22 protein-coding genes and 1 tRNA gene are annotated in these 22,748 nt (G+C 68.2%); 14 read left to right on the top strand and 9 right to left on the bottom strand.

Features of this window, described 5'->3' with window-relative positions:
* From PSV00_RS15275 to PSV00_RS15265, 3 genes are all read left to right on the top strand, one after another.
* Positions 1-128: hypothetical protein (locus tag PSV00_RS15275; RefSeq protein WP_300448977.1), on the top strand; the 128-nt coding region annotated here is incomplete at its 5' end.
* Between the two features lie 194 nt (positions 129-322).
* Positions 323-1,504, top strand: coding sequence for a DNA (cytosine-5-)-methyltransferase (dcm, locus tag PSV00_RS15270; RefSeq protein WP_300448952.1), 1,182 nt, complete (start codon positions 323-325; stop codon positions 1,502-1,504).
* Positions 1,497-1,964 carry a very short patch repair endonuclease gene (locus PSV00_RS15265; RefSeq protein WP_300448949.1) on the top strand — a complete coding sequence of 156 codons (468 nt, stop codon included), beginning with the start codon at positions 1,497-1,499 and terminating at the stop codon, positions 1,962-1,964. Before dcm ends, PSV00_RS15265 begins: the two co-directional genes overlap by 8 nt.
* Positions 1,965-1,997: 33 nt before the next feature.
* Here the strand turns inward: PSV00_RS15265 and PSV00_RS15260 are convergent, their stop codons facing one another.
* Positions 1,998-3,302 (bottom strand): MvaI/BcnI family restriction endonuclease, encoded by a 1,305-nt coding sequence (locus PSV00_RS15260; protein ID WP_300448948.1) that lies wholly within the window; start codon positions 3,300-3,302, stop codon positions 1,998-2,000.
* A 310-nt stretch (positions 3,303-3,612) separates the two neighbouring features.
* Between PSV00_RS15260 and PSV00_RS15255 the strand changes: the two genes are divergently transcribed.
* Positions 3,613-3,855 (top strand): hypothetical protein, encoded by a 243-nt coding sequence (locus PSV00_RS15255; RefSeq protein ID WP_300448975.1) that lies wholly within the window; start codon positions 3,613-3,615, stop codon positions 3,853-3,855.
* Between the two features lie 284 nt (positions 3,856-4,139).
* On the opposite strand, the gene PSV00_RS15250 is transcribed toward PSV00_RS15255, so the two are convergent.
* Positions 4,140-4,646, bottom strand: coding sequence for a DUF1993 domain-containing protein (locus PSV00_RS15250; protein WP_300448946.1), 507 nt, complete (start codon positions 4,644-4,646; stop codon positions 4,140-4,142).
* 151 nt (positions 4,647-4,797) lie between these two features.
* Between PSV00_RS15250 and PSV00_RS15245 the strand changes: the two genes are divergently transcribed.
* The 3 genes from PSV00_RS15245 (at position 4,798) to PSV00_RS15235 (ending at position 9,190) form a co-directional block, all read left to right on the top strand.
* A complete protein-coding gene (locus PSV00_RS15245) occupies positions 4,798-5,400 on the top strand; it encodes a hypothetical protein (RefSeq protein ID WP_300448944.1) in 603 nt (200 codons plus the stop codon).
* Between the two features lie 56 nt (positions 5,401-5,456).
* A complete protein-coding gene (locus PSV00_RS15240; RefSeq protein WP_300448942.1) occupies positions 5,457-6,218 on the top strand; it encodes an NYN domain-containing protein in 762 nt (253 codons plus the stop codon).
* Positions 6,219-6,322: 104 nt separating this feature from the next.
* Positions 6,323-9,190, top strand: a complete 2,868-nt coding sequence (locus PSV00_RS15235) for a pitrilysin family protein (protein WP_300448940.1) — start codon at positions 6,323-6,325, stop codon at positions 9,188-9,190.
* A gap of 24 nt (positions 9,191-9,214) precedes the next feature.
* Here the strand turns inward: PSV00_RS15235 and PSV00_RS15230 are convergent, their stop codons facing one another.
* On the bottom strand, positions 9,215-9,886 hold the full coding sequence (locus tag PSV00_RS15230; protein ID WP_300448937.1) for a bifunctional 4-hydroxy-2-oxoglutarate aldolase/2-dehydro-3-deoxy-phosphogluconate aldolase: 672 nt from the start codon (positions 9,884-9,886) through the stop codon (positions 9,215-9,217).
* Positions 9,887-10,052: 166 nt separating this feature from the next.
* Between PSV00_RS15230 and PSV00_RS15225 the strand changes: the two genes are divergently transcribed.
* Positions 10,053-12,122: an ATP-binding protein gene (locus PSV00_RS15225; RefSeq protein ID WP_300448934.1), complete on the top strand. Its 2,070-nt coding sequence runs from the start codon at positions 10,053-10,055 to the stop codon at positions 12,120-12,122.
* A gap of 7 nt (positions 12,123-12,129) precedes the next feature.
* Here the strand turns inward: PSV00_RS15225 and PSV00_RS15220 are convergent, their stop codons facing one another.
* Positions 12,130-12,927 carry an alpha/beta hydrolase gene (locus PSV00_RS15220; RefSeq protein WP_300448931.1) on the bottom strand — a complete coding sequence of 266 codons (798 nt, stop codon included), beginning with the start codon at positions 12,925-12,927 and terminating at the stop codon, positions 12,130-12,132.
* Between the two features lie 140 nt (positions 12,928-13,067).
* Between PSV00_RS15220 and PSV00_RS15215 the strand changes: the two genes are divergently transcribed.
* From PSV00_RS15215 to PSV00_RS15205, 3 genes are all read left to right on the top strand, one after another.
* Positions 13,068-13,325 carry an Lrp/AsnC ligand binding domain-containing protein gene (locus tag PSV00_RS15215; protein WP_300448928.1) on the top strand — a complete coding sequence of 86 codons (258 nt, stop codon included), beginning with the start codon at positions 13,068-13,070 and terminating at the stop codon, positions 13,323-13,325.
* 211 nt (positions 13,326-13,536) lie between these two features.
* Entirely contained in the window at positions 13,537-14,721 is a 1,185-nt protein-coding gene (locus PSV00_RS15210; protein WP_300448926.1) for an acyl-CoA dehydrogenase family protein, read from the top strand.
* A 4-nt stretch (positions 14,722-14,725) separates the two neighbouring features.
* Positions 14,726-15,847 carry an acyl-CoA dehydrogenase gene (locus tag PSV00_RS15205; protein ID WP_300448923.1) on the top strand — a complete coding sequence of 374 codons (1,122 nt, stop codon included), beginning with the start codon at positions 14,726-14,728 and terminating at the stop codon, positions 15,845-15,847.
* 13 nt (positions 15,848-15,860) lie between these two features.
* Here PSV00_RS15205 and lysA read toward each other — a convergent pair whose 3' ends face one another.
* Genes lysA through argH form a run of 3 tightly spaced genes read right to left on the bottom strand, consistent with a single transcriptional unit; the run spans position 15,861 to position 18,787 of the window.
* On the bottom strand, positions 15,861-17,138 hold the full coding sequence (gene lysA / locus PSV00_RS15200) for a diaminopimelate decarboxylase (protein WP_300448920.1): 1,278 nt from the start codon (positions 17,136-17,138) through the stop codon (positions 15,861-15,863).
* Positions 17,139-17,141: 3 nt separating this feature from the next.
* Positions 17,142-17,366, bottom strand: coding sequence for a hypothetical protein (locus PSV00_RS15195; protein WP_300448917.1), 225 nt, complete (start codon positions 17,364-17,366; stop codon positions 17,142-17,144).
* Positions 17,363-18,787: an argininosuccinate lyase gene (gene argH, locus PSV00_RS15190; protein ID WP_300448914.1), complete on the bottom strand. Its 1,425-nt coding sequence runs from the start codon at positions 18,785-18,787 to the stop codon at positions 17,363-17,365. The genes PSV00_RS15195 and argH overlap by 4 nt, the downstream gene beginning before the upstream one ends.
* Between argH and PSV00_RS15185 the strand changes: the two genes are divergently transcribed.
* Positions 18,786-19,409 carry a TlpA disulfide reductase family protein gene (locus PSV00_RS15185; protein WP_300448911.1) on the top strand — a complete coding sequence of 208 codons (624 nt, stop codon included), beginning with the start codon at positions 18,786-18,788 and terminating at the stop codon, positions 19,407-19,409. The genes argH and PSV00_RS15185 overlap by 2 nt on opposite strands.
* Before the next feature lie 23 nt (positions 19,410-19,432).
* Here the strand turns inward: PSV00_RS15185 and PSV00_RS15180 are convergent, their stop codons facing one another.
* Positions 19,433-19,753, bottom strand: a complete 321-nt coding sequence (locus PSV00_RS15180; RefSeq protein ID WP_300448910.1) for a hypothetical protein — start codon at positions 19,751-19,753, stop codon at positions 19,433-19,435.
* Positions 19,754-19,841: 88 nt separating this feature from the next.
* Positions 19,842-19,918: transfer RNA gene (locus PSV00_RS15175), tRNA-Met, on the bottom strand.
* Positions 19,919-20,112: 194 nt separating this feature from the next.
* Between PSV00_RS15175 and PSV00_RS15170 the strand changes: the two genes are divergently transcribed.
* Both PSV00_RS15170 and PSV00_RS15165 read left to right on the top strand, forming a co-directional pair.
* Positions 20,113-21,354 (top strand): PQQ-dependent sugar dehydrogenase, encoded by a 1,242-nt coding sequence (locus PSV00_RS15170; protein ID WP_300448907.1) that lies wholly within the window; start codon positions 20,113-20,115, stop codon positions 21,352-21,354.
* Positions 21,355-21,539: 185 nt separating this feature from the next.
* The gene (locus PSV00_RS15165; protein WP_300448904.1) at positions 21,540-22,745 is read left to right on the top strand and encodes an acetyl-CoA C-acetyltransferase; all 1,206 of its coding nucleotides are present in this window, start codon (positions 21,540-21,542) and stop codon (positions 22,743-22,745) included.
* The last annotated feature ends 3 nt before the right edge of the window (positions 22,746-22,748 follow it).

The following is a 22,748-nucleotide window of genomic DNA, read 5'->3' as shown; positions in this document are numbered from 1 at the left end:
GCGACGCCACCCGCAAGAAGAAGCTGCTGGAGAAGCAGAAGGCCGGCAAGAAGCGGATGCGCCAGTTCGGCAAGGTCGAGATCCCGCAGGAGGCGTTTATCGCGGCCCTGAAGATGGATGACGATTGAGGGGTGGGGTGTTGGCCCGTGGGGGCTGAACCTACCTTGGGTTGGTAGCCGGATTGGCCTGAAAGACGCAGGCTGGGCGGATGGAAACGTTCGATCAGCCGCTCCTTCCGTTCCCCGCTTGTTCTCCTGGCGGCTTCCTGGCAGTCTGCCAGACTGAACCGGCGAGTGAGTCGGTCCCCTCGGAGTACGAACTGATGGTCAAGCAGGCAGGCCAGGCGACGGCGGATGGTGCTGTTGCCCGTCGCTATATCGATGCGCCTGCGAAGCCTGCGGCCGTTCAGCCGGCGCTGAAGGTCATTGAGGGCGATGGCGGCAAGGACGCGTCGGCCTTTACCTTTATCGACCTGTTCGCCGGGATCGGCGGCCTGCGTCGCGGCTTTGAATCGATCGGCGGCCGCTGCGTCTTCACGTCCGAGTGGGACAAGTTCAGCCAGAAGACCTACGCCGCGAACTTCCCGAACGACGATCATCCGATCAACGGCGACATCACCAAGGTCGATGTCGCGGACATTCCGGCGCACGACGTGCTGCTGGCCGGTTTTCCGTGCCAACCATTCTCTATCGCCGGGGTGTCCAAGAAGAACGCCCTGGGTCGGGCGCACGGCTTTGAAGACAAGACACAGGGTACCCTGTTCTTCGACGTGGCGCGGATCATCGCCCACCACCGGCCCGCCGCCTTCCTGCTCGAGAACGTCCGCAACCTGATCGGTCACGACAAGGGCAAGACCTTCCAGACGATCAAGGACGTTCTGACCGAGGAGCTTGGCTACAAGATCGATTTCCGGGTCATCGACGGGCGCCACTGGACGCCCCAGCATCGCGAGCGGATTTTTATCGTCGGCTTCCGTGAGGACCAGGGCTTCCGCTTTGCCGATATGAAGCTGCCCGATGCCGCGCCGAAACTGGTGGAAATCCTGCACCGCGAAGGTGACGAGTCCGAGATTCCGGACCAACGATTCACGGTCGGCAACTCGGGTCGCGTGGCGGACAAATATACGCTGACCGACAATCTCTGGGCCTATCTGCAGCGCTACAAGGAAAAGCATCGGGCGGCCGGGAACGGCTTTGGCTTCGGCCTGGTCGGGCCCGAGGATGTCGCCCGCACCCTGTCGGCCCGCTATCACAAGGACGGCTCGGAAATCCTGGTGAAGCAGGAAGGCAAGGTACCCCGGCGACTGACGCCCCGGGAGTGTGCGCGGTTGATGGGGTTTGACTCGCCCCGGGGTGGCGACTTCATCATCCCGGTCTCGGACACCCAGGCCTATCGTCAGTTCGGAAATTCTGTTGTGGTGCCGGCTGTGAAAGCCGTTGCCGAACATATGAAGCCGCACCTGTTTGCGGCCCTCGGAAAACGGCCGAAGGCCGGGCTTGGCTGACGTCGTCGATCCGGCCACCCGCAGCCGGATGATGTCGGGTATCCGGGGCAAGGATACCAAACCCGAAATGCTGATCCGGCGCGGCCTGCATGCGCGCGGGTTTCGCTACCGGGTTCACTGCAAGGACCTGCCCGGCAAGCCGGACCTGTGCCTTCCCAAATATCGCGCCGTGATCTTCGTGCATGGCTGTTTCTGGCACGGCCACGACTGCCACATGTTCAAATGGCCGAAGACGCGACCGGAGTTCTGGCGGCAGAAGATCGGGCGGAACCGGGAGGTGGACGGGGTAGCGACGGCCGCACTCCTGGCGGCAGGCTGGCGCGTGGGCGTGGTTTGGGAATGTGCGCTGAAAGGCAGGTCTAGGTTACCCTTGGAAACGATGATGAACGAGTGCGAGTCTTGGTTGGCCGGAAGCGACGCCATCCTTGAAATCCAGGGTGCTCCGACAGCTCAGCCATGAGTTCGTTAGAAGTCCGGAGCAGTAGCTTTGGTGTCAGGCGGCCAAGTTGACGATTTCGTGGCGATGATACATCTGCGTGAGGTTGGAGTGCTGGACTCGGAACTGACTCCGCTTTTTGAGTACCTGTTTGCCGGACGCGTTTTTTTCGAGCTTCAGCGCTGGATCGTAATAGACCTTTCCTGCAGCAAATGCCTTCAGGAAAAGGATGAAGTCGGTCTGTTCGCATAGAATAACCTGCGACCCATACGAGTACTCAGGTGGCGGTGTGCGGAAGAGTGAAGGAACATAGGCGGCCTGAGCATGCTTTCTGTTCCAGTGTGCCATCAGGCCCGAAAAGGACCATGTCGCAGCCTCCTCACCATCCTGCGAAATCAGTGCCAGCCCCCCGTCCATATCGGTAATTTTTCCGGCTCCAGCATCGAAACCGTTGAGAGTCATGCGCAGTCCCGTGTCAGCGTGCGCGGCTTTCAGGCAGGAGTAAATTCCGCCGAAGTTGATCCTGTCGGGCTTCCCACTCTTGTCGACATACCCGAAACGTTCGACGAACCTTTCTGCTGTTCCCGTCCTGTAGAACCCTCCTGTCGGCTCCGGCGTGAACAGAGTGACCGCCGACTTGGGTGCAAACTTGGTAAAATCCCTCACGCCATACTGCTTAACTTCCCAGCCCATGAAGTCGGGTTCCGCATGCCCGTTGGGCTGGATGCCGAGTTCTGCCTCGAGAGTGTAGCCGCCCCCGTTACGGGCCGCGTAGGGGGCGTTTGATCCCGTCCGCGTGAGCTTCTGAGACGCGATCCACTTCAAATCATGGATCCTGCGCAAATGTGCGAGCAGGATCCCCTTCGGTTCAGTCGGTTCGCCGAGGCTGAGCGGTAACTCAAGGAAGACGCCCAGCGTAGGCCATGCATATGCATTGAGCTGGTTGGAAATGGGACTGGTACCTTCCGTGACGAACCCAAGAATCTCGCCTTCTCGGGTAACGCCGAGAAACAAAACGCGCCCCTCGTCCCGTATCGTCATCAAGCCGTTTGGCGCAGCCTGACAGCCAAGAAGAAGGCCGGACATTCGCACTTCGGGGTAGTCCGGGTAGAGGATCAGGTTCGCATCTGGCGCGAGGTGCTTGCCGTTCTCATCAATCCAGAAAAACCTGACGGCTGCTTTCGCACGGTCCTGCTTGCTCCCACCACGCGAGGTCGTGTCGACATAGATTTCGCCGTGGGGAATAACGTTCAATGCCGAGAATCCGCCTCCAAGGTAAACTTGGTTCTTGGAGTTGTCGTTTGGTGAGAGCCGCTTCGCATAAATGCGATACGCGCCATGTTGCGTCATCAGCTTCAGCAAGCGCGTTAGTGAATCAATCAAAGCCCTGCCTCGACAAATGTTTTCTCGATCGAGCCTATCTTCCACCAACGCGCACGCATAGCCGGACAGGTCACCTACGCAAGAGGGGCTCGTTCTGACTGGAAATCTGTCGACCAAGCTTTCATCAAAGGCTCTCGGCGTGCCGGAGCGTAGGTGAGGCGGACAGAACCCCTCCACCGCTTCGCGGTCCCCCTCCCCGTCGCTGCGCGACAGGGAGGAGACAGGGCTTCGACCCGTGTGTCTGGCCCAACCCCTTGACCCCGCCGCCGAACAGGCCGCACTGCCGGGGATGGCCAGTGAAACCGTCTATATCCTGCAGACCTATGTGGCCGGGCGCGGCGGGGCGTTGCAGGCCGAGCCGCAGGTCGGGTGCAGGGACGCGGAAGAGGCGCGGCGCAAGGCGGAACGGCTGGCCCCGCTGCGGCTGGGGGTGGTGGCGTTTTCGGTCTCGGCCGACACCGAACTGGGCGACTATGACGAGACGCCGACCATCCTCTTCAAGGCGGGGCGGCTGCCTGAAATGTTCGACTGAGGGGGTCCGCCTTTTCGACAGCCGACCGGACCCCTTGTCATCCCGGACAGAGCGAAGCGATGATCCGGGACGCCGGATCGCAGAACCGAAAAACTCCCGGAAGAGTCGTCAGCCGCTATCCGGGAGACAGGTCAGGGCGGGGTGCGGTGGCCGGCCGTCTCCCGGACAATCGCTCCGCGATTTCCGGGCGTTCTGAACTTTGGGTCGATGCCGTCCCGGATCGCCGCGTTGCGGCGTCCGGGATGACAAGGGCCCGGTGCCGCCGTCAGGACCGCGTTCGCCCCCTACAGTCCGCCGAAGAAGTCGCGTTTGCCCAGCGGCACGCCGCGGGCGCGCAGCAGGGCGTAGGCGGTGGTCAGGTGGAAATAGAAATTCGGCCAGGCGAAGCCGACCGCATAGTCGCGGCCGGTGAAGTGCATCTCGCCGGACGGGAAGGTCAGGACGACCGCGCGCTCCTCCTGGCCGTCGACGGCGGTGCGCGGCACCGAGGCCAGATAGTCGAGCGACAGGCGGATGCGGGCCTGCAGCTGGTCGATGGTGGTCTCGGTATCCCCGGCCACCGGGGCGGCGATGCCGGACAGGCGGGCGACGCAGAGTTTGGCGCTGTCGGCGGCCATCTGCACCTGACGGGTCAGGGGATGCATGTCGGCGATCAGCCGGTGTTCCAGCAGGGCGGCGGCGTCCTGCTCGGTGGCGGCGGCATGGTCGCGCGCCTTGTCCAGAAGGCCGGACAGGGCGGTCAGGTGTTTGGTGAAGACGGGGACGGTGAGGTCGTACAGTTCTGTGGCCATGCGCAGGGTCTAGACCCGGGCGGGGAGGGCGTCGAGGGGCGGGCGACGGCTTTGTGTCTGGCCCCCCGATGGGCGGGATTGGCGGGGTTTGCGGGGCGTTTGCGGCGATGGACCTCGCAGGGGCCGGGGCCGGGTTAGACTGTGGGCTGTGATGACCGATCTGGTGCCGCCCCCCTCCGACCGTCCCGCCCATTACCGCCTGTCGACGGCGACGTGGGAACTGATCCTGAAAGAGTATCGCGAGGGGGCGACGGCGCGCGAACTGGCGCTGAAATGGCGGGTGTCGCAGCACGCGGTGCGCAAGCGGATCACCCAGCATGAGTCGACCAAGCGCGACTGGGGCGACCGCCAGGCCATCGCCCAGGCGGTGGCGCGCGAGGCCGAGCTGGCCCAGGCCCGGGCCAATCGCCCGGAGGCGAAGGCGGCGCGGCTGTTCGCGACCGCCCCGGACGAGGATGCGGCGGCCGGCGATCCGGCCGAACTGGCGCGGGCGGCGGTGCTGGCCTCGGGCCGGGCGATGCGGGGCCAGTTGTGGACCGAGGCCCGCACCCTGGCCGGCCTGGCCGAGGTCTATACGCGGCTGGCCGAGCGCCGGGCGGCGACGGCGGAGGCTGTCGACGGCGAGCCACGGCTGGACGCGGCCGAGGAGGACCAGCTGCGCGCGGACCTGTTGCAGCGGATCCTGGCCATGAATGCGGACATGGAGGCGGAAGAGCGGGCGGCGGCGGCCGCGGCCGGCGACGCGGAGGATTGACCGCGCGCGCGGGCGGGCCGAGTCTGGCGGCTGAACTGTTCGAAAGCCTTCGCCCCATGTCTGCCGATGCCACCTTTCTGAATCCGAGGGCTCCCCGTCTGGCCGTCCTGATCGACGCCGAGAACGCCTCGTCGCGGATCGCCGAATCCCTGTTCGCCGAGATCGCCACCCTGGGCGAGGCCTCGGCCCGGCGTATCTATGGTGATTTCGCCAGCGCCCAGATCCAGGGCTGGACCAAGGTGCTGGCCCGCTACGCGATCCAGCCGCAGCAGAATTTCGCCAATACCAAGGGCAAGAATTCGGGTGATATCGCCCTGGTCATCGATGCGATGGACCTGCTGCATTCGGGGCGGTTCGACGGCTTCTGCCTGGTGTCGTCGGACGCCGACTTCACCCGGCTGGCGTCGCGCATCCGGGAAGAGGGCGTCGATGTCTATGGTTTCGGCGAGCAGAAGACGCCCGAGAGCTTCCGTCAGGCCTGCACCCGCTTCATCTATACCGAGAACCTGAGCGCCCCGGTCAGCGAGACGGCGGCCCCGTCGGGCGGACGCGGCGCGGCGGCGGCGGCCCCGGCGGCGGGCAAGCGCAAGCCGACCGAGGCGACGCGGATCATCGCCTCGGTGATCTCGGACATGGACGAGGACGGCGACGGCTGGGTGCCGTTCAGCGGTATCGGCAACCGGCTGCGCAACGCCTATCCGGATTTCGACCAGCGCACCTATGGCTATGCCAAGCTGTCGGACCTGATCCGCGCCACCGGCCGGTTCGAGGTCCAGGCGGGGGCCGGCGGGGCCATGCGGGTGCGCGACAAGGCCTGACGGCGGGGCCTGATCCGGACCGGCGGTTACATTACGGCGTCGTAACTATCGCCCGGAAACGGGACTGCTAGGGTCTCGCTCCCGTCGTTCCGGAGCCACCCCCGATGATCCGTTTCCGCCTGACCCGCGTCGCCCTTCTGGGGGCCTCGCTGTCCGTTCTGGCCCTGGCCGCCCCGGCCCTCGCCCAGACCCCGGCGAGCGCGCCGGCCAGCGCCGCGATCGTGGTGCCGCCGCTGGTCTATACCCATCGCGAACTGGCCAACGGGCTGGACGTCTATGCGATGCCGGACGCGACCGCCGGCACGGTGACCGTGACCCTGTGGTACGACGTCGGCGGCAAGGACGATCCGCAGGGGCGCAGCGGCTTCGCCCACCTGTTTGAACACATCCTCAGCCGCAAGACCGTCAACCTGCCCTATGGCCAGATCTCGACCATCGTCGAGAACGTCGGCGGCACGCGCAACGCCTCGACCAGCCAGGACTTCACCAACTACTACGAGACGGTGCCGCCGCAGTATCTGGAGACCATCCTGTGGACCCATGCCGAGCGGATGGCGCGGCCGGTGGTCGACCAGGCCACGTTCGAGGCCGAACGGTCGATCGTGCAGGAGGAGCTGCGCCAGCGGGTGCTGGCCCCGCCCTATGGCCGGCTGGGGCGGTTCGTGATCGGCGACAATGCCTTTGACCAGTCCATCTATCGCCGCAGCGTGATCGGTTCGCTGGAAGAGCTGGACACCGCCACCCTCGAGGACGCGCGCGCCTTCCACGAGGCCTATTACCGGCCGGCGACGGCGACGATGATCGTCTCCGGGGCCTTTGATCCAGCCCGGCTGGATGTCTGGGTCGACCAGTATTTCGCCGGGATCGACAACCCGGACCGGCCGGTGCCGCGTCTGGAGCGGCCGGTGTCGCCACCGCGGACCACGCCGCGTCAGGTCGTCGCCTATGCCCCCAATGTGCCGCTGCCGGCCGTGGCCCTGATGTATCCGGGGACCGACGCTGCCGATCCGGACAATGCGGCCCTCGACGTGATGCAGGCCATCCTGTCGCGCGGCGACAGTTCGCGCCTGTACCAGGCCCTGGTCTATCGCAGCCAGCTGGCGGTCAATGCCGGCTTCGGGGTCAGCTCGATGGAGGAGGCGGGCTCGATCACCGTCACTGCCACCGTGGCCCAGGGCCAGGACATCGGCGCGGTCGAGGCGGCGCTGGACGCCGAGCTCAACCGCATCCGCAACGAGCCGGTCAGCGACGCCGAACTGGCCGAGGCCCGCACCGAGATCCTGGCCTCGGACCTGCGCCAGCGCGAGACCGCCTCGGGCCGGGCCTTCATCCTCGGCCGGGCTCTGGTGGCCGAGCATGACCCCGCCGCCCCCGACGCCCACCTGCGGGCCGTCCAGGCGGTGACCGTCGCCGATGTGCAGCGGGTGGCGCGCAAATATCTGGTCGATCAGGCCCGGGTCTCGGCCCGCTATCTGGACGAGAGCCAGCGCCCCGAGGGCGTGCCCGGGGACAGCTGGCGCAACCCGGCCCCGATGCCGGTGTTCCTGACCGTGCCGCCGGCGATCCGCACCGCCAATGCCCTGCTGCCCGAGGACCAGCGCATGGCCCCGCCGGCCCCGTCCGAGCCGCGCGCGGCGACGCCCCCGGTGATCGCCGAACGGGTGCTGGCCAACGGTCTGCGGGTGATCGTGGCCCGGTCGACCGACCTGCCGATCATGAATGCGCGGCTGGTGATCGGCGGCGGGGCGGCGGGGGATCCGGCCGGCAGCGCCGGCCTGGCCCAGCTGACGGCGGCCTTGTCCAGTCAGGGGGCGGGCGGTCGCTCGGCCCCGGAACAGGCCCGGCTGCTGGAGGCCCTGGGGGCTGACATTGGCGGCGGAGCGGGCGCGGATTCCACCACATTGTTCGTCTCGACCCCGGTCGCCTCGGCCCAGCAGGTTGGCGCGGTGCTGGCCGATGTGGTGCAGCGTCCGGCCTTCGCCGCCGAGGAACTGCAGCGCACCCGCACCCGGGCCATCAACGGCCAGCGGGTGGCGATGCGCCAGCCCGGGCCGCTGGCTGCGGCGGTGCTGGACCGGATCGCCTATGGTGACGCCGCCTATGGCGTGCCCGGCGACGGGACGGTCGAGAGCCTGGCCAGCATCACCCGCGACCAGATCGTCGGCTATCACAACGCCTTCTGGCGGCCCGACAATGCGGCCCTGATCGTCACCGGGGCCATGAGCGCCGAGGAAGGCTTCGCCTTCGCCGAGCAAGCCCTGGGCGGGTGGGTTCGTCCCGCCGGACCGGTGCCGGTGATCGCCGACCGGGCCGGGCCGGTGCGGCCGCCGCGGGTGGTGGTGGTCGACATGCCGGGCGCGGGCCAGGCGGCGGTGACGGCGGCGGTGCGCGCGCCGCTGCGTTCCAGCGATGACTGGTATCCGCTGAGCGTCGCCAATGCGGTGATGGGCAGCGGCCAGAGCGGCTATCTGTTCCAGGAGGTGCGGGCCAAGCGCGGGCTCAGCTACGGGGCCTATTCGTCGGTCGGTGCCCGGGTCGGCGGCGGCCTGCTGACGGCCTCGACCCAGACCAAGAACGAGAGCGCCGCCGAGGTCGTCGACCTGGTGCTGGCCCAGATGACGCGACTGACGGCCGAGCCGGTCAGCGACACCGCCGTGACCGACCGCGAGACCTTCATCACCGGCGGCTATTCGCGGGCGCTGGAGACCACCGCCGGCCTCGGCGGGGTGCTGGCTGAAGCGGTCCAGTACGGCCTGCCCCTGACCGATATCGTCGGCTATCCCGAGCGGATTCGCGCCACCACACCGGCGAGTCTGGCGGCGGCGGCAGCGCGGGTCGACCCGGCCCAGGCCTATGTGGTGGTGGTCGGGGATTCGGCGCAGTTCATTGAGGCCCTGCGCGCGGCCCATCCGGACCTGGTGATGATTCCGGCGGCCGGGGTTGACCTGAACAGTCCGACCCTGGGGCAGTAGGGGCCAGGCGTTTCCGGGTCGGCTCTAGCCGGCCCGGAACGCGGCGATGGTGTGGACGGTCTGGCACACCTGGGCCTCGATCCCGGCCCAGTCCTTCGCCTTGATCGCGGCGTCGGTGATCAGTTTCGAGCCCATGCCGGCGGCGACGATGCCGCTGCCGAACCATCTGGCGATCGAGGCCGCGTCGGGATCGACGCCGCCGGTCGGCATGATCTTGGTCCAGGGCATCGGCCCCAGTACGGCCTTGACGAAATCAGGGCCGCCGACGGAGGCTCCGGGGAAGAGTTTGACGATCTCGCAGCCCAGCTCCTGGGCGGTCGAGATCTCGGTCGCCGAGCCACAGCCCGGCGCATAGGGGATCATCCGCCGGTTGCACAGCCGGGCCACCTCGGGATTCAGGACCGGGCTGACAATGAACCGGGCCGCCGAGGCGATGAACAGGGCGGCGGTCGGGGCGTCGACGATCGAACCGATGCCGAGGATGATGTCAGGGTCGGTGCGGGCGAACTCCTTCGCCACCTCGGTGAACAGGCCGTGGGCGAAATCGCCGCGATTGGTGAACTCCACCGCCGGGGCCCCGCCACGGGCGCAGGCGCGGATGACGTTGAGGCAGACCTCGGGGTCCGGATGATAGAAGACGGGCACCACGCCCTGGCTCTCGAGGGCGGTAAGGACGGCGAGGCGGTCGTGGCGCATGGGGATCTCCGTGGTCGATACCCTGACTCGACCGGGACGGCGGGGGCGTCAAGGGACCCGTGATCAATCCCTGTGTCCGGGGCGGGCAGCGACCGGCGGGGGAACTAGGGAAACCACCGGATATCGCCGGTAACCCCTCCTTCTGCATTTGATGGGACCGTCAGCCATGGTTTTGGACACGAGCAGCCTTTCGCTGGAACAGGCGCGTATGCAGGCGCTGCGTGAGCAGCATGTGCTGGACACGCTTCCTGAAGCCCGGTTCGACCGGATCACGGCCATGGCCGCCGCCCATTTCCAGGTGCCGATCGCCCTCGTCTCCCTGATCGATACCGACCGGCAGTGGTTCAAGTCGTGTATCGGCCTGGACGTCAGCGAAACCCCCAGGGAGCTGGCCTTCTGCGATCATGCCATCCGGATGGACGAGGGGTCGGTCTTCCTGGTCAAGGACGCCAGCGTCCATCCGCTGTTCGCGCATAATTCGCTGGTCACAGGGGCACCCCATATCCGCTTCTACGCGGGGGCGGTCCTGACGAGCCGGGACGGCTTCAACCTGGGCACTTTGTGCGTGATCGACACCGTCGCGCGGCCTGACGCCACCGAGGATGATTTCGAACATCTGAAGGCGCTGGGCAAGATTGTCGTCGATCAGCTGGAACTGGGTCAGGCCCGGCACGATCTGGCGGAAAGGCACTGCCTGCTGGACATGGCCCAGGCCCTGTCCGGGGTCGGCCACTGGCGCTACGACCGGGCCACCCGCCATGCCGACTGGTCCGACGAGGTCTATCGCATTCACGGGGTGGACCCGGCCGGGGGGCCGCCGACCTATGAGGCCCTGATCCAGCTCTATCACGAGGACGACCGCCCGGTTCTGGAGACCCTGATCCAGACGGCGGTCGCGACCGGCGAAGGCTATGGGTCGCAGTTGCGGATCCGCCGCCAGGACGGTGAAATCCGCTATACGAACGCGAAGACCGAATGCATCTGCGACGAACGGGGCCAGGTCGTGTCGCTGTTCGGGGTGTTTCAGGACATCACCGACCAATATCTGGCCCAGCAGGCATTGGGCGAGGCCAAGACCGAGGCCGAGCGGGCGACGGCCATCAAGACCGAATTCCTGTCCAATATGAGCCATGAGCTCCGGACGCCGCTGACCAGTATTCTGGGATTTTCGTCCCTGCTGGACGAGGAGACCGGCTTGTCGCCCCAGGCCCGCCGGTCGGTCGACCGGATCGCCGGGTCGAGTCAGGCCCTGTTGACGATCGTCAATGACATCCTGGACTTCACCAAGCTGGAAGCCGGTCAGGTCGAGATCGAACGTCTGCCGGTTGATGTCCGCGGGATGCTGGAGGGGGCGCTGGGGCTGTTCGAACCCCAGGCGGCCCAGAAGGCCCTGCCCCTGCGACTGGTGGATGCCGATGAACTGCCGGGGGCCTTGCTGATGGATGCGGGCCGGGTCCGGCAGGTGCTGTTGAACCTGATCGGCAATGCCGTGAAATTCACCACCACCGGCGAGGTTACGGTGACAGCCTTCTATCATGCCCGGTCCGGGCGGCTGCGCTGCGAGGTGGCCGACACGGGGCCGGGCATTCCGGCCGAACGCGCGGACCGGCTGTTCAAACGGTTTTCGCAGGTCGACGGATCGACCACGCGCAGCCACGGCGGAACCGGTTTGGGACTGGCCATTTCCCGGGGGCTGGTGGAGGCGATGGACGGCGAGATCGGTGCCGTGGCCCGCCCCGGCGGCGGCAGTATTTTCTGGTTCGACCTGCCCTGTGCGGTCGCGTCACCCCTGGGAGCGGTCGTCTCCGCCAGTCGCGCGGACAGCGACGCGGAAGCCCTGACGGGACTGCGGCTTCTGGTCGTGGATGACAGCGCCACCAACCGTGAGATCGTGGCCCTGATGCTGTCACCCAAGGGGGTGACGGTCACCGAGGCCGGGTCCGGCCAGGAGGCGGTCGATCAGGCGGCCTCGACCCCGTTTGACCTGATCCTGATGGATATCCGCATGCCGGGCCTGGACGGGCCGGGTGCGACCCGCGCCATTCGTCAGGCCGGGGGGGCGAACCGCACCACGCCGATTCTTGCCTTTACCGCGGACTCGGAAGATGTCGGCGGCAAGCTGGGCTGGGCCAGCCTGTTCGACGACCGGGTCGCCAAGCCGGTCTTCGTCGACGACCTGTCGCTGAAGGTGGGCCGCTGGGCCCGGACCAATGTCGAGGCTGTCGCCGGGACCTGACCGCCCGTCACCGGGCCGTGCGGGCCAGGTCGACGATCCGCTGCACCAGTGGACTGTCCGCGTCGCGCAGCGGGTCCAGCACGGTGAAATGGTTGAGACCGGGCAGGGCCGCGTAGCGGGTCTCGACCCCTTTCGCGCCCCACAGGTCGGCCATCATCCGGCTCTGGCGCAGGAATTCCACGCTCTCGTCGCCACCGACCACACAGTCCAGCACCGTGCCGCCGGGGGTCGAGCCGTTGGGTACGGGCCAGTGGATCGGCGACAGGGCGGCGGCCTCGGCCGCGTCCAGGCGCAGGGCCGCGTTCAACGAAGTCGGGATCAGCGGGGCGAGGTCGAAGACGCCGGAAATGGCCACGGCGGCCGACGCCCGGCCCTCGCTGAGCATACAGGCGGCCATATGGCCGCCCGCCGAATGACCGAAGACGACCGGGCGGGTGCCGGTGCGGGCCCGCACCGCCTCGACCGCCGCGCGGACCTGACGCAGGATCTGCCCCAGCCGCACCTCGGGACACAGGTCGTAGGAGGGGATGGCCAGGCCGACGCCATGGGCCGCCAGGGCCGGGGCGAGGCCGCTGAACCAGTCCTTGTCCAGCGCCTGCCAGTAGCCGCCGTGCAGGAAGACGGCGACCGGGGCGTCGGGTCCGGCCGCGAACAGGTCCATCACCTCACGCGGGCCGGGGCCGTAGGCGAGTTCCAGCGGCGGCGTCGCGGACCGCGCAGCCTCGGCCGACTCGCGCCAGCGCGCCATCATCGCCGGATGGTCGGGGACCAGGGCGCGGTTGTTGTACTGGGCTTCGTGGTCCAAGGGCGTGATCCCGGCTGACGAGGTGTAGGGCTTAGGGCTTAGGCAGTAGGGATAGGAAGCAGGGGAGTGGCGTCTGGCCCGGGAGCGAACTAAGCCCTAAGACCTAAGCCCTAAGCCCTATCTCTCCGGAGCCCCCGCCCATGATGACCGCCATCTTCGTCTTCATCAAATGCGAGCTGGGCCACGCCAATGACGTGGCGGCCGACATCGTCGACAATGTCGACAAGGTCTCGGAATGCTATTCGACCTCGGGCCAGTATGACCTGCTGGCCAAGTTCAACCTGCACAAGGACGAGGACATCGGCACCTTCGTGACCAAGGTGGTGCAGACCCGGCCGCACATCCGCGACACCTTCACCGTGATCACCTTCTCGCCGTTTCTGCCCGGCGGACAGTGAGTCTCCTCCCTGTCGCGTAGCGATGGGGAGGTGGCGCGACGCGCTTGCGCCGTGACGGAGGGGATGTCGCTTCGGACGCCGTCGCGCGGCGTCAACAGCCCCTCCACCGCTTCGCGGTCCCCCTCCCCATGACTTCGCCATGGGGAGGAGACGCTGACGCAGCGTCACCTGTGAATCGCTGCTATCGTTCCTGAAGGACAGGAGAGCGCCCATGACCGATCTTGAAACCTTCCGCGCCGAGACGCGGGCCTGGCTGGAGGCGAACTGCCCGGCCGAGTGCCGCGGTCCGGTCGAGAGCGACGAGGATCGCGTCTGGGGCGGCCGCAATGCCAGCTTCAAGACCCCGGCCCACAAGCTCTGGATGGAGCGGATGGGCGCGCGCGGCTGGACCGCGCCGGAATGGCCCAAGGCCTACGGCGGCGGCGGGCTGAGCCGCGAGGAGGCCAAGGTGCTGGCGTCCGAACTGCGCCGCATCGACGCCCAGATGGCCCTGTCCAGCTTCGGCATCTGGATGTTGGGCCCGGCCCTGCTGCAGTTCGGCACCGAGGCACAGAAGACGCGCTTCCTGCCCGAGATCGCGCGCGGCGAGATCCGCTGGTGCCAGGGCTATTCCGAGCCGGGCGCGGGCTCGGACCTGGCCGGGCTGCAGACCCGGGCCGTCGATAAGGGGGATCACTGGATCGTCAACGGCCAGAAGGTCTGGACCTCCTATGCCGACAAGGCCGACTGGATCTTCTGTCTGGTCCGCACCGATCCCGAGGCCCCCAAACATCTGGGCATCTCCTTCGTCCTGTTCGACATGGCGACCCCGGGCGTCTCGACCAAGCCCATCACCCTGATCAGCGGCAAGTCGCCCTTCTGCGAGACCTTCCTCGACGACGTTCGGGTCGAGAAGGACAACCTCGTCGGGACGCTGAACCGCGGCTGGGACGTGGCCAAGGCGCTGCTGGCGCATGAGCGGACGATGATCGGGGCCATGGGCTCGATCGGCGGCGGGCGACCGATGGGCCAGGTGGCGGCGGATTCGATCGGGGCCGATGACGAGGGCCGGCTGGACGATCCGATGCTGCGCGCCCGGATCGCCGAACTGGAGGTCGACCTGGCCGCCTTCAACCTGTCGATGGAACGGGTCGGGGATCAGGTGAAGGCGCGGCAGGTCAGCCCGGCCATCGCCTCGATGCTGAAATACTACGGCTCGGAGCTGAACAAGCGCCGCCACGAACTGGCCATGGCCGCCGGGGGTTCCGATGCGCTGGAGTGGGAAAGCGACCGGTCACGCAAGGGCACCGCCGCCCGCGACTGGCTGCGCACCAAGGCCAATTCCATCGAAGGCGGCACCAGCGAGGTGCAGCTGAACATCATCGCCAAACACCTGCTGCAACTGCCGGGAGCCTGAGCCCATGCCGCTGATCCTGACCGAAGAGCAGACCATGCTGAAGGACGCCGCCGACGGCTTCCTGAATGAGCACGCGCCGATCGCCCACCTGCGCCAGCTGCGCGACTCACACGACGCCGACGGCGTTTCGCGCGACCTGTGGCGGGCTTTCGGCGAGATGGGGTTTGCCGGGGTGATCATTCCGGAAGAGCACGGCGGCTCGGGCCTCGGCGCGGTCGAGGCCGGGGTGGTGGCCGAGGCTTTGGGGCGGACCCTGACGCCGTCGCCCTTCATGGGCTCGGGCGTACTGTCGGCGAAGGTGCTGGTGGACGGCGGTTCGGCTGAACAACAGGCGGCCTGGCTGCCGAAGATCGCCGCGGGCGAGGCCATGCTGGCCCTGGCGATCGACGAGGGCGGCAAACACGCCCCGTCGAAATGGACGACGACAGCCGAGCGTTCGGGCAATGGCTTCAGGCTGAACGGGGCCAAGGGCTTTGTGCTGGACGGCCATGTCGCGGATGCCCTGATCGTGGCGGCCCTGACCGAAAACGGCCTGACCCTGTTCCTGGTCGATCCCAAGACCAGCGGCGTCGAGATCGAGCGCACCGTCATGGTCGACGCCCACAACGCCGCCCGGGTGACCCTCACCGATGTCGCGGTCGACGCCGACGCCGTGATCGGGGCCGTCGACGGCGGTGAGGCGCTGCTGGAGGGGGCGATGAACCTGGGCCGGGCCTGTGCCGCGGCCTCCCTGACCGGGGCCGGGGACCAGGCCTTCCAGTCGACGCTGGAGTATCTGCGGACCCGCAAACAGTTCGGCAAGGCGATCGGCGAGTTCCAGGCCCTGCAGCACCGGGCCGCGCATCTGTTCACCGAGATCGAACTGGCGCGGGCGGCGGTGATGGGGGCGCTGCAACGGCTCGACGCGGGCCGCGAGGACGCGGGTCTGGCCGTCTCGGTCGCCAAGGCCAAGGCCGGACGCGTCGCCGAACTGGCGGTGCAGGAGGCGGTGCAGATGCACGGCGGCGTCGGCATGACCGACGAATACGACGTCGGCCTGTTCATGAAGCGGGTGCGGGTGCTGAACGAACTGCTGGGCGACGCCGGCTTCCACACCGACCGGCTGGCCAAAGCCCAGGGTTACTGACTCCCGGGGGGGGCTAGAGCCAGTCGGCCTTCGGCTCGCGGGCCAGCATCTGCGCATAGGTCGGCCGGGCCCGGACCACGGCCCAGCGGCCGTCGTCGACCAGAACCTCGGGCACCAGCGGGCGGCTGTTGTACTCACTGGCCATGACCGCCCCATAGGCCCCGGCCCCCATGAAGGCGACCAGGTCGCCGGCCTCGAGCGGCGGCAGGTCGCGGTCGCGGGCGAAGGTGTCGCCGGTCTCGCAGACCGGGCCGACGATGTCGTGCGGGCGGGCGGCCCCGGGGCGCGGCCGGACCGGCACCACCTCATGCCAGGCGTCGTACAGGGCCGGGCGCATCAGGTCGTTCATCGCCGCGTCCAGCACCAGGAAGCGGCGGCCGTCGCTGCGTTCGTTGATCTGGATGACGCGGCTGAGCAGGATCCCGGCATTGGCGGCCAGCAGCCGGCCGGGCTCGAACGCCGCCTCGACCCCCAGCCCGTCCAGCACCCGGGCGGCCATGGCCATATAGGCGGCCGGGGACGGGGGATCGCTCTCGCCGCCGACGTAGGGCACGCCCAGACCGCCGCCCAGATCGAGCCGGCTGACCGTCAGCCCCTGTGACCGCAGGGTCAGGGTCATGTCGCGCAGCACCTGGAACGCGGCCTCCAGCGGGGCCAGGTCGGTGATCTGGCTGCCGATATGACAGGCCAGGCCGACCGGGGTCACGTGGGGCGAGGCGGCGGCACGGGCATACAGGCTCAGGGCGTCGGCGACCGGCACGCCAAATTTATCGGTGTCGCCGCCGGTGGTGATCTTGGCATGGCCGCCGGCCCCGATGCGGGGATTGACGCGGATGGCCACGGCCGGGCTGGCGTCGCGCGCCGCAGCGACCGCGATCAGCCGGGCCAGCTCGACCGCGGATTCGATATTGATCTGGCGCACGCCGGTGTCGATGGCGAAGGCCAGTTCAGCGTCGGTCTTGCCCACGCCCGAGACGATGATCCGTTCGGCCGGGATGCCGGCGGCCAGGGCGCGGCGGATCTCGCCCTCGGACACGGTATCGGCCCCGCAGCCGAGCCGGGCCAGGGTCGCCAGTACCGACAGATTGCTGTTGGCCTTGACCGCAAAGGCGATCAGGGCCTCGCCGAGGGCGTCGGGCCAGGCGTCTGCCGCATCGCGCAACAGGCCATAGTGACGGCGCAAGGTGGCGCTGGAATAGGCATAGACAGGGGTGCCGACCGTTTCGGCCAGGGTCTCGAGCGACACGCCTTCGGCGTGCAGCGCGCCGTCCTTCAGGTCGAAATGATGCAAGGTCTAGTGCGGCCCGTCATAGGGGTTGCCGGTGGTGCCCCCCTCGATCGGCATCTGGCTGGGCGGACGATAGACCGTGGCCGGCTCGGTCGGCGTCGGACCGCGCGCGTCTGGCAGGGCCCGTTCGGTCTTGCGCGCCGGCGGGGCCTCGAGGTCGGCGATCCGGCCGCAACCGGCGGCGGACAGGGCGATGAGGGCGATCGCGCCCGACAGGAGCAGTCTGGTCATGACAGGCGCGTCTTCCATTCGGCGATGCGCGCACGGACCTGTTCCGGCGCTGTGCCCCCGAAGCTCTGGCGGCTGGCACAGGAAGCCTCAGGGGTGAGTACCTTGTAAACCGCTTCCGTCACGCCCGCTTCAAGCGATTGCAGTTCGGCCAGCGGCAGTTGCGACAAATCCACGCCCAGGGCCTCGGCCCGCTTCACCGCGGCCCCGGTCACATGGTGGGCCTTGCGGAACGGCAGGTTCAGTTCCCGCACCAGCCAGTCGGCCAGGTCGGTGGCGGTCGAGAAGCCCGCGCCGGCGGCGGCGCGCATGTTTTCGGTATTGGGTTCGATCACGGAAATCATCGCCGTCATCGCCGACAGGGCCAGGTCGAGGGCGTCGAAGGCCTCGAACACCGGCGGCTTGTCCTCCTGCATGTCCTTGGAATAGGCCAGCGGCAGGCCCTTCATCACCGTCGACAGGGCGACGAAGGAGCCGAGGATGCGGCCGGTCTTGGCCCGGACCAGTTCGGCGGCGTCGGGATTGCGCTTCTGCGGCATGATCGACGAGCCGGTGGTCAGGTCGTCGGGCAGGGTGGCAAAGCCGAACATCGGCGTCATCCAGATGACGATCTCCTCGGCCAGGCGCGACAGGTGGCCGGCGCAGATGGTGGCGGCGGCCAGGCTTTCCAGCGCGAAGTCGCGATCCGAGACGGCATCGAGACTGTTGCCCATCGGCCGGTCGAACCCCAGTTCGGCGGCGGTCATATGGCGGTCGACCGGGAAGGGGGACCCGGCCAGGGCGGCAGCGCCCAGCGGGTTCTCGTTCATCCGTTTGCGGGCGTCGGCGAAGCGCGAGGCGTCGCGGCCGAACATCTCGACATAGGCCATCAGATGGTGGCCGAAGGTGACCGGCTGGGCCGTCTGCAGATGGGTGAAACCGGGCATCAGGTCGGCGGCATGTTGTTCGGCCCGGGCCAGCAGGGCGCGCTGCAGGGCCTGCAGCTGCGCCACCGTGCCGTCGCAGGCGTCGCGCACCCACAGGCGGAAGTCGGTGGCCACCTGGTCATTGCGCGAGCGGGCCGTGTGCAGCCGCCCCGACGGTTCGCCGATCAGCTCGGCCAGCCGTGCCTCGACATTCATGTGAATGTCCTCATAGGCGTCGCGGAACGGGAAGGAACCGTCGCGGATCTCGCCCTCGACGGTGTCGAGCCCGGCCAGGATGGCGGCGGCGTCGGCGGTGCCGATGATCCCCTGTTTCTCCAGCATGCGGCAATGGGCCCGCGACCCGGCCAGGTCCTGCTGCCACAGGCGCTGGTCGACAGCGATCGAGACATTGATGGCCTGCATGATGGCTGCGGGCTTGGCGTTGAAGCGCCCGCCCCATAGGGTCTGTCCCTGGGTACGATCCGCAGGGGATGTCGGGGCGTCGGACGAGGTGGACATGAGCGGCTCGAAGAAGGCGGGATGGGCGATGGCGGCGGCGGTGCTGATCCTCGGGATCGGTGGCGCGGCCTTGCTATACGCCAACAGGGCCGCTGTCTTCAAAGCTGCGGTTCCGGCGGCCGCGCCGAAGAGCGACCTGGCCCGTTTCGCCACTGGTCCCCTGGCCCGGCTGGAGACGCCGGCGATCCTGGTCCAGGCCCCGGATCAGGTGTTCAAATCCCGCGACGGTGCCGATGTCCGCTTCGCGGACTTCCGCGGCAAGGTGGTGGTGGTCAATCTGTGGGCCATGTGGTGCGCGCCGTGCCGGACCGAGATGCCGACCCTGGCCCGGCTGGCCGACCTGTATGCCGGGCAGGATCTGGTGGTGCTGCCGGTCAATGTCGACACCGGGGCCGATGCGATCGCCGATGCGACCAGTTTCATCGACGTGCATGAGCCCCTGCCGCTGTACAGCGACCCGAGCTTCCGCCTGCCCTTCGTCTTCCCCGGCGAGGGCAAGATGCCCCAGACCATCCTGCTGGACCGTCAGGGCCGGATTCGCGCGGCCTTCGCCGGTGAGGCCGACTGGGCCGGGCCCCAGGCCCGGGCCCTGATCGAGGCCCTGCTGGCCGAGCCGGACTGACGCCCGGCCCGGCCTTGCGGAAACTAGTGCTGCGGCGTGGGGGCGGTGGCCCCCGGACGGCCTTCGGCGGCGGCCTCGGCCTGGTTGGCCTCAAGCTTGTCAGCCATCTTGCCGGCCCCGGATTCGACGGCCTGGGCCGCCTTCATGGCCCCGCCCTCAATGACCTCGCCGGCGGCGGCGGCCCCTTCCTGGATCTGGTCACCGGCCGAGGCCGCGGCCTCGGCGGTATTGTCGGCGGCGGCCTCGGTGTTGGCCTCGGCCTGGTTTTGCTCGGCCGGCGTGCAGGCGGCGAGGCCCAGGGCCAGGGCGGCGGTCGCGGCGAGGGTGGTGATGCGGATGGACATGGAATGCTCCCGGAGCAGGTTGAACCTTGACCGTAAACGCGGAGCTGCGGTGACGGTTGCGCCGTCCGGCTCCGGGTGTGCGAGGAAATGGTGGCTGGAGGCGGACTTGAACCGCCGACCTGTGGGTTATGAATCCACCGCTCTAACCAGCTGAGCTACCCAGCCACTATGCCTCGATCCCCGGACCGGCCGGGGCCGGGGCGGGAGAGGCGTGCCTATATAGAGGCGCGGGCGCGGGTTCAAGTCGTCGCTTGCCGATCGGTCGCCGGGGCGGTCGACGCCCTGTCGTGACCGAAAGGCCCTGTCGCGGTATCAAGGGGCATGCGGGCGGGTCCGGCCCGGTGAAGAGAGAAGAAATCATGCGTCTGATCGGTCTGGCCGTCACCGTTTCCGCCCTCGCCATGGCCGCCGCCTGCAGTGCCCAGGACGGGGCCCCGTCCGCCGCCGGGGCCCCGGTCGAAAGCCGCCCGGCCAATGCCCCGGACCAGCAACCGGCCTTCGCCGGCCAGACCCGGGCCGCGGGTGTGCAGACGACCCTCGCCCTGAGCCATGCGGTGATCGCCAGCGGGCTGGAGCATCCCTGGGGCCTGGCCCTGATGCCGGACGGGCGCTGGCTGGTGACCGAACGTCCGGGACGGCTGCGCATCATCAGCGCCGACGGCGCGGTCAGTGCGCCGGTCGCGGGCCTGCCGCCGGTCGCGGCCCGGGGGCAGGGCGGGTTGCTGGATGTGGTGACCGGGCCGACCTTCGGGACCGACCGGATGATCTACTGGAGCTATGCCGAGGCCCGCCCGGACTCCGGCGTCGATGGCGGCAATGCCACCTCGGTGGCGCGTGGGCGGCTGTCCGAAGACGGGGGCCGGGTCGAGGGGGTGCAGGTCATCTTCCGGGCCCTGCCGGCCTATGACGGCGACAAACATTTCGGCTCGTCCCTGGCCTTCGCGCCGGACGGCACCTTGTTCATCACCCTGGGCGAGCGGTCCGATACCCCGATGCGGCCCCAGGCCCAGGGCCTGGGTTCGCACATGGGCAAGACCATCCGCATCAACGCCGACGGCACCGTCCCGGCCGACAATCCGTTTGTCGGCCAGGTCGGGGCCCTGCCGGAGATCTGGTCGCTGGGGCATCGCAATATGCAGGGCGTGGCGATCCAGCCGGGCACCGGGGACGTCTGGACGGTCGAGCACGGCACCCGCGGCGGCGACGAACTGAACCGCGAGCGGGCCGGGGCCAACTACGGCTGGCCCGAGGTCGCCTATGGCGTCGAATACCGCGGCGCGCCGATCAACGGCGGGATCACCGCGCGCGAAGGCATCGAACAGCCGGTCTACTACTGGGATCCGTCGATCGCGACCGGCGGCATGACCTTCTATGACGGGGCCATGTTCCCCGGTTGGCGCGGCAATCTGCTGGTCACCGCCCTGAAGGACAAACACATCGCCCGTCTCGTGATCGAGAACGGCCGGGTGGTCGGTGAAGAGCGGTTGCTGACCACCCTGGGTGAGCGCGTGCGCGATGTCGCCGTTGGACCCGACGGCGCGGTCTGGGTCGTCACTGACGAGACGGACGGCAAGCTGGTCAGGCTGGCGGCGGTCCGCTGAGGTTTCGGACGGCCCGGCGGTCCCAAGCGGTCCGCCGGGCCGTGCCGGAATCCCCTTTTCGGGGCGGAAATACTTGACGTTGACGTAAACGTAGGGTTTGTGGCGGGCACGCTCCAAACCGTCCGTCCCGTTCGTCGCCCGGCATCGAGAGCCGGGCCGGGGACCCCAGCCAAGAGAGACGCCCCATGGCCGAAGCCTATATCTACGATGCGGTTCGCACCCCGCGCGGCAAGGGCAAGAAGGACGGCTCCCTGCACGAGATTACCGCCCTGTCGCTGGCCACCCAGGTGCTGGAAGCCCTGCGTGACCGCAACGAACTGGACACCTCCAGGGTCGATGACGTCATCCTCGGCTGCGTCTCCCCGGTGGGTGAGCAGGGGGCCGACATCGCCCGCACCGCCGTGCTGACCGCCGGCTGGGCCGAGACCACCTCGGGCGTCCAGGTCAACCGCTTCTGCGCCTCGGGCCTTGAGGCCGTGAACATGGCCGCGGCCAAGGTGAAGTCCGGCGAGGCCGATTTCGCGGTCGGCGGCGGTATCGAGGCGATGAGCCGCGTGCCTATGGGTAGCGACGGCGGGGCCTGGCCGGTCGATCCGTCCAGCGCCTTCCCGACCTATTTCGTGCCCCAGGGCGTGTCCGCCGACCTGATCGCCTCGAAATGGGGCTTCAGCCGCGACGACGTCGACGCCTATTCGGTCGAGAGCCACAAGCGGTCGGCCCGCAGCTGGGAAGAGGGCCGGTTCAAGAATTCGGTCATCCCGGTCAGGAACCAGCTCGGCCTGGTCCAGCTGGACCGCGACGAGACCATCCGTCCCGGCACCGACATGCAGACCCTGGGCGCGCTGAAGCCGTCCTTCGCCATGATGGGCGAGATGGCCTTCGATGCCGTGATCAACCAGCGCTACCCCGAGGTCGCCCGCGTCAATCACGTGCACACGCCGGGCAACAGCTCGGGCATCGTCGACGGCTCGGCCGGGGTGCTGATCGGCACGAAGGAAGCCGGCCAGGGCGCAGGCCTCAAGCCGCGCGCCCGCATTCTCGGCGCGGCCTCGATCGGGTCGGAGCCGTCGATCATGCTGACCGGCCCCGAGTTCGTGGCCAAGAAGCTGCTCGCCAGACTGGGCATGCAGTCGACCGACATCGACCTCTATGAGCTGAACGAAGCCTTCGCCGCCGTGGTGTTGCGCTTCATGCAGGCGCTCGATGTCGACCACGACAAGATGAACGTCTGCGGCGGGGCCATCGCCATGGGTCACCCCCTGGGGGCCACCGGGGCCATGATCACCGGCACCGTGCTCGACGAGCTGGAGCGCTCGGGCAAGTCGACCGCCCTCATCACCCTGTGCATCGGCGGCGGCATGGGTGTCGCCACCGTCATCGAACGCGTCTGAGGA

This window comes from Brevundimonas sp. (assembly GCF_029945885.1).
In the GTDB taxonomy this organism is placed as follows: domain Bacteria; phylum Pseudomonadota; class Alphaproteobacteria; order Caulobacterales; family Caulobacteraceae; genus Brevundimonas.
The sequence above is the reverse complement of the archived record's forward strand: the minus strand, read 5'-3'. Positions and strand labels throughout refer to the sequence as shown.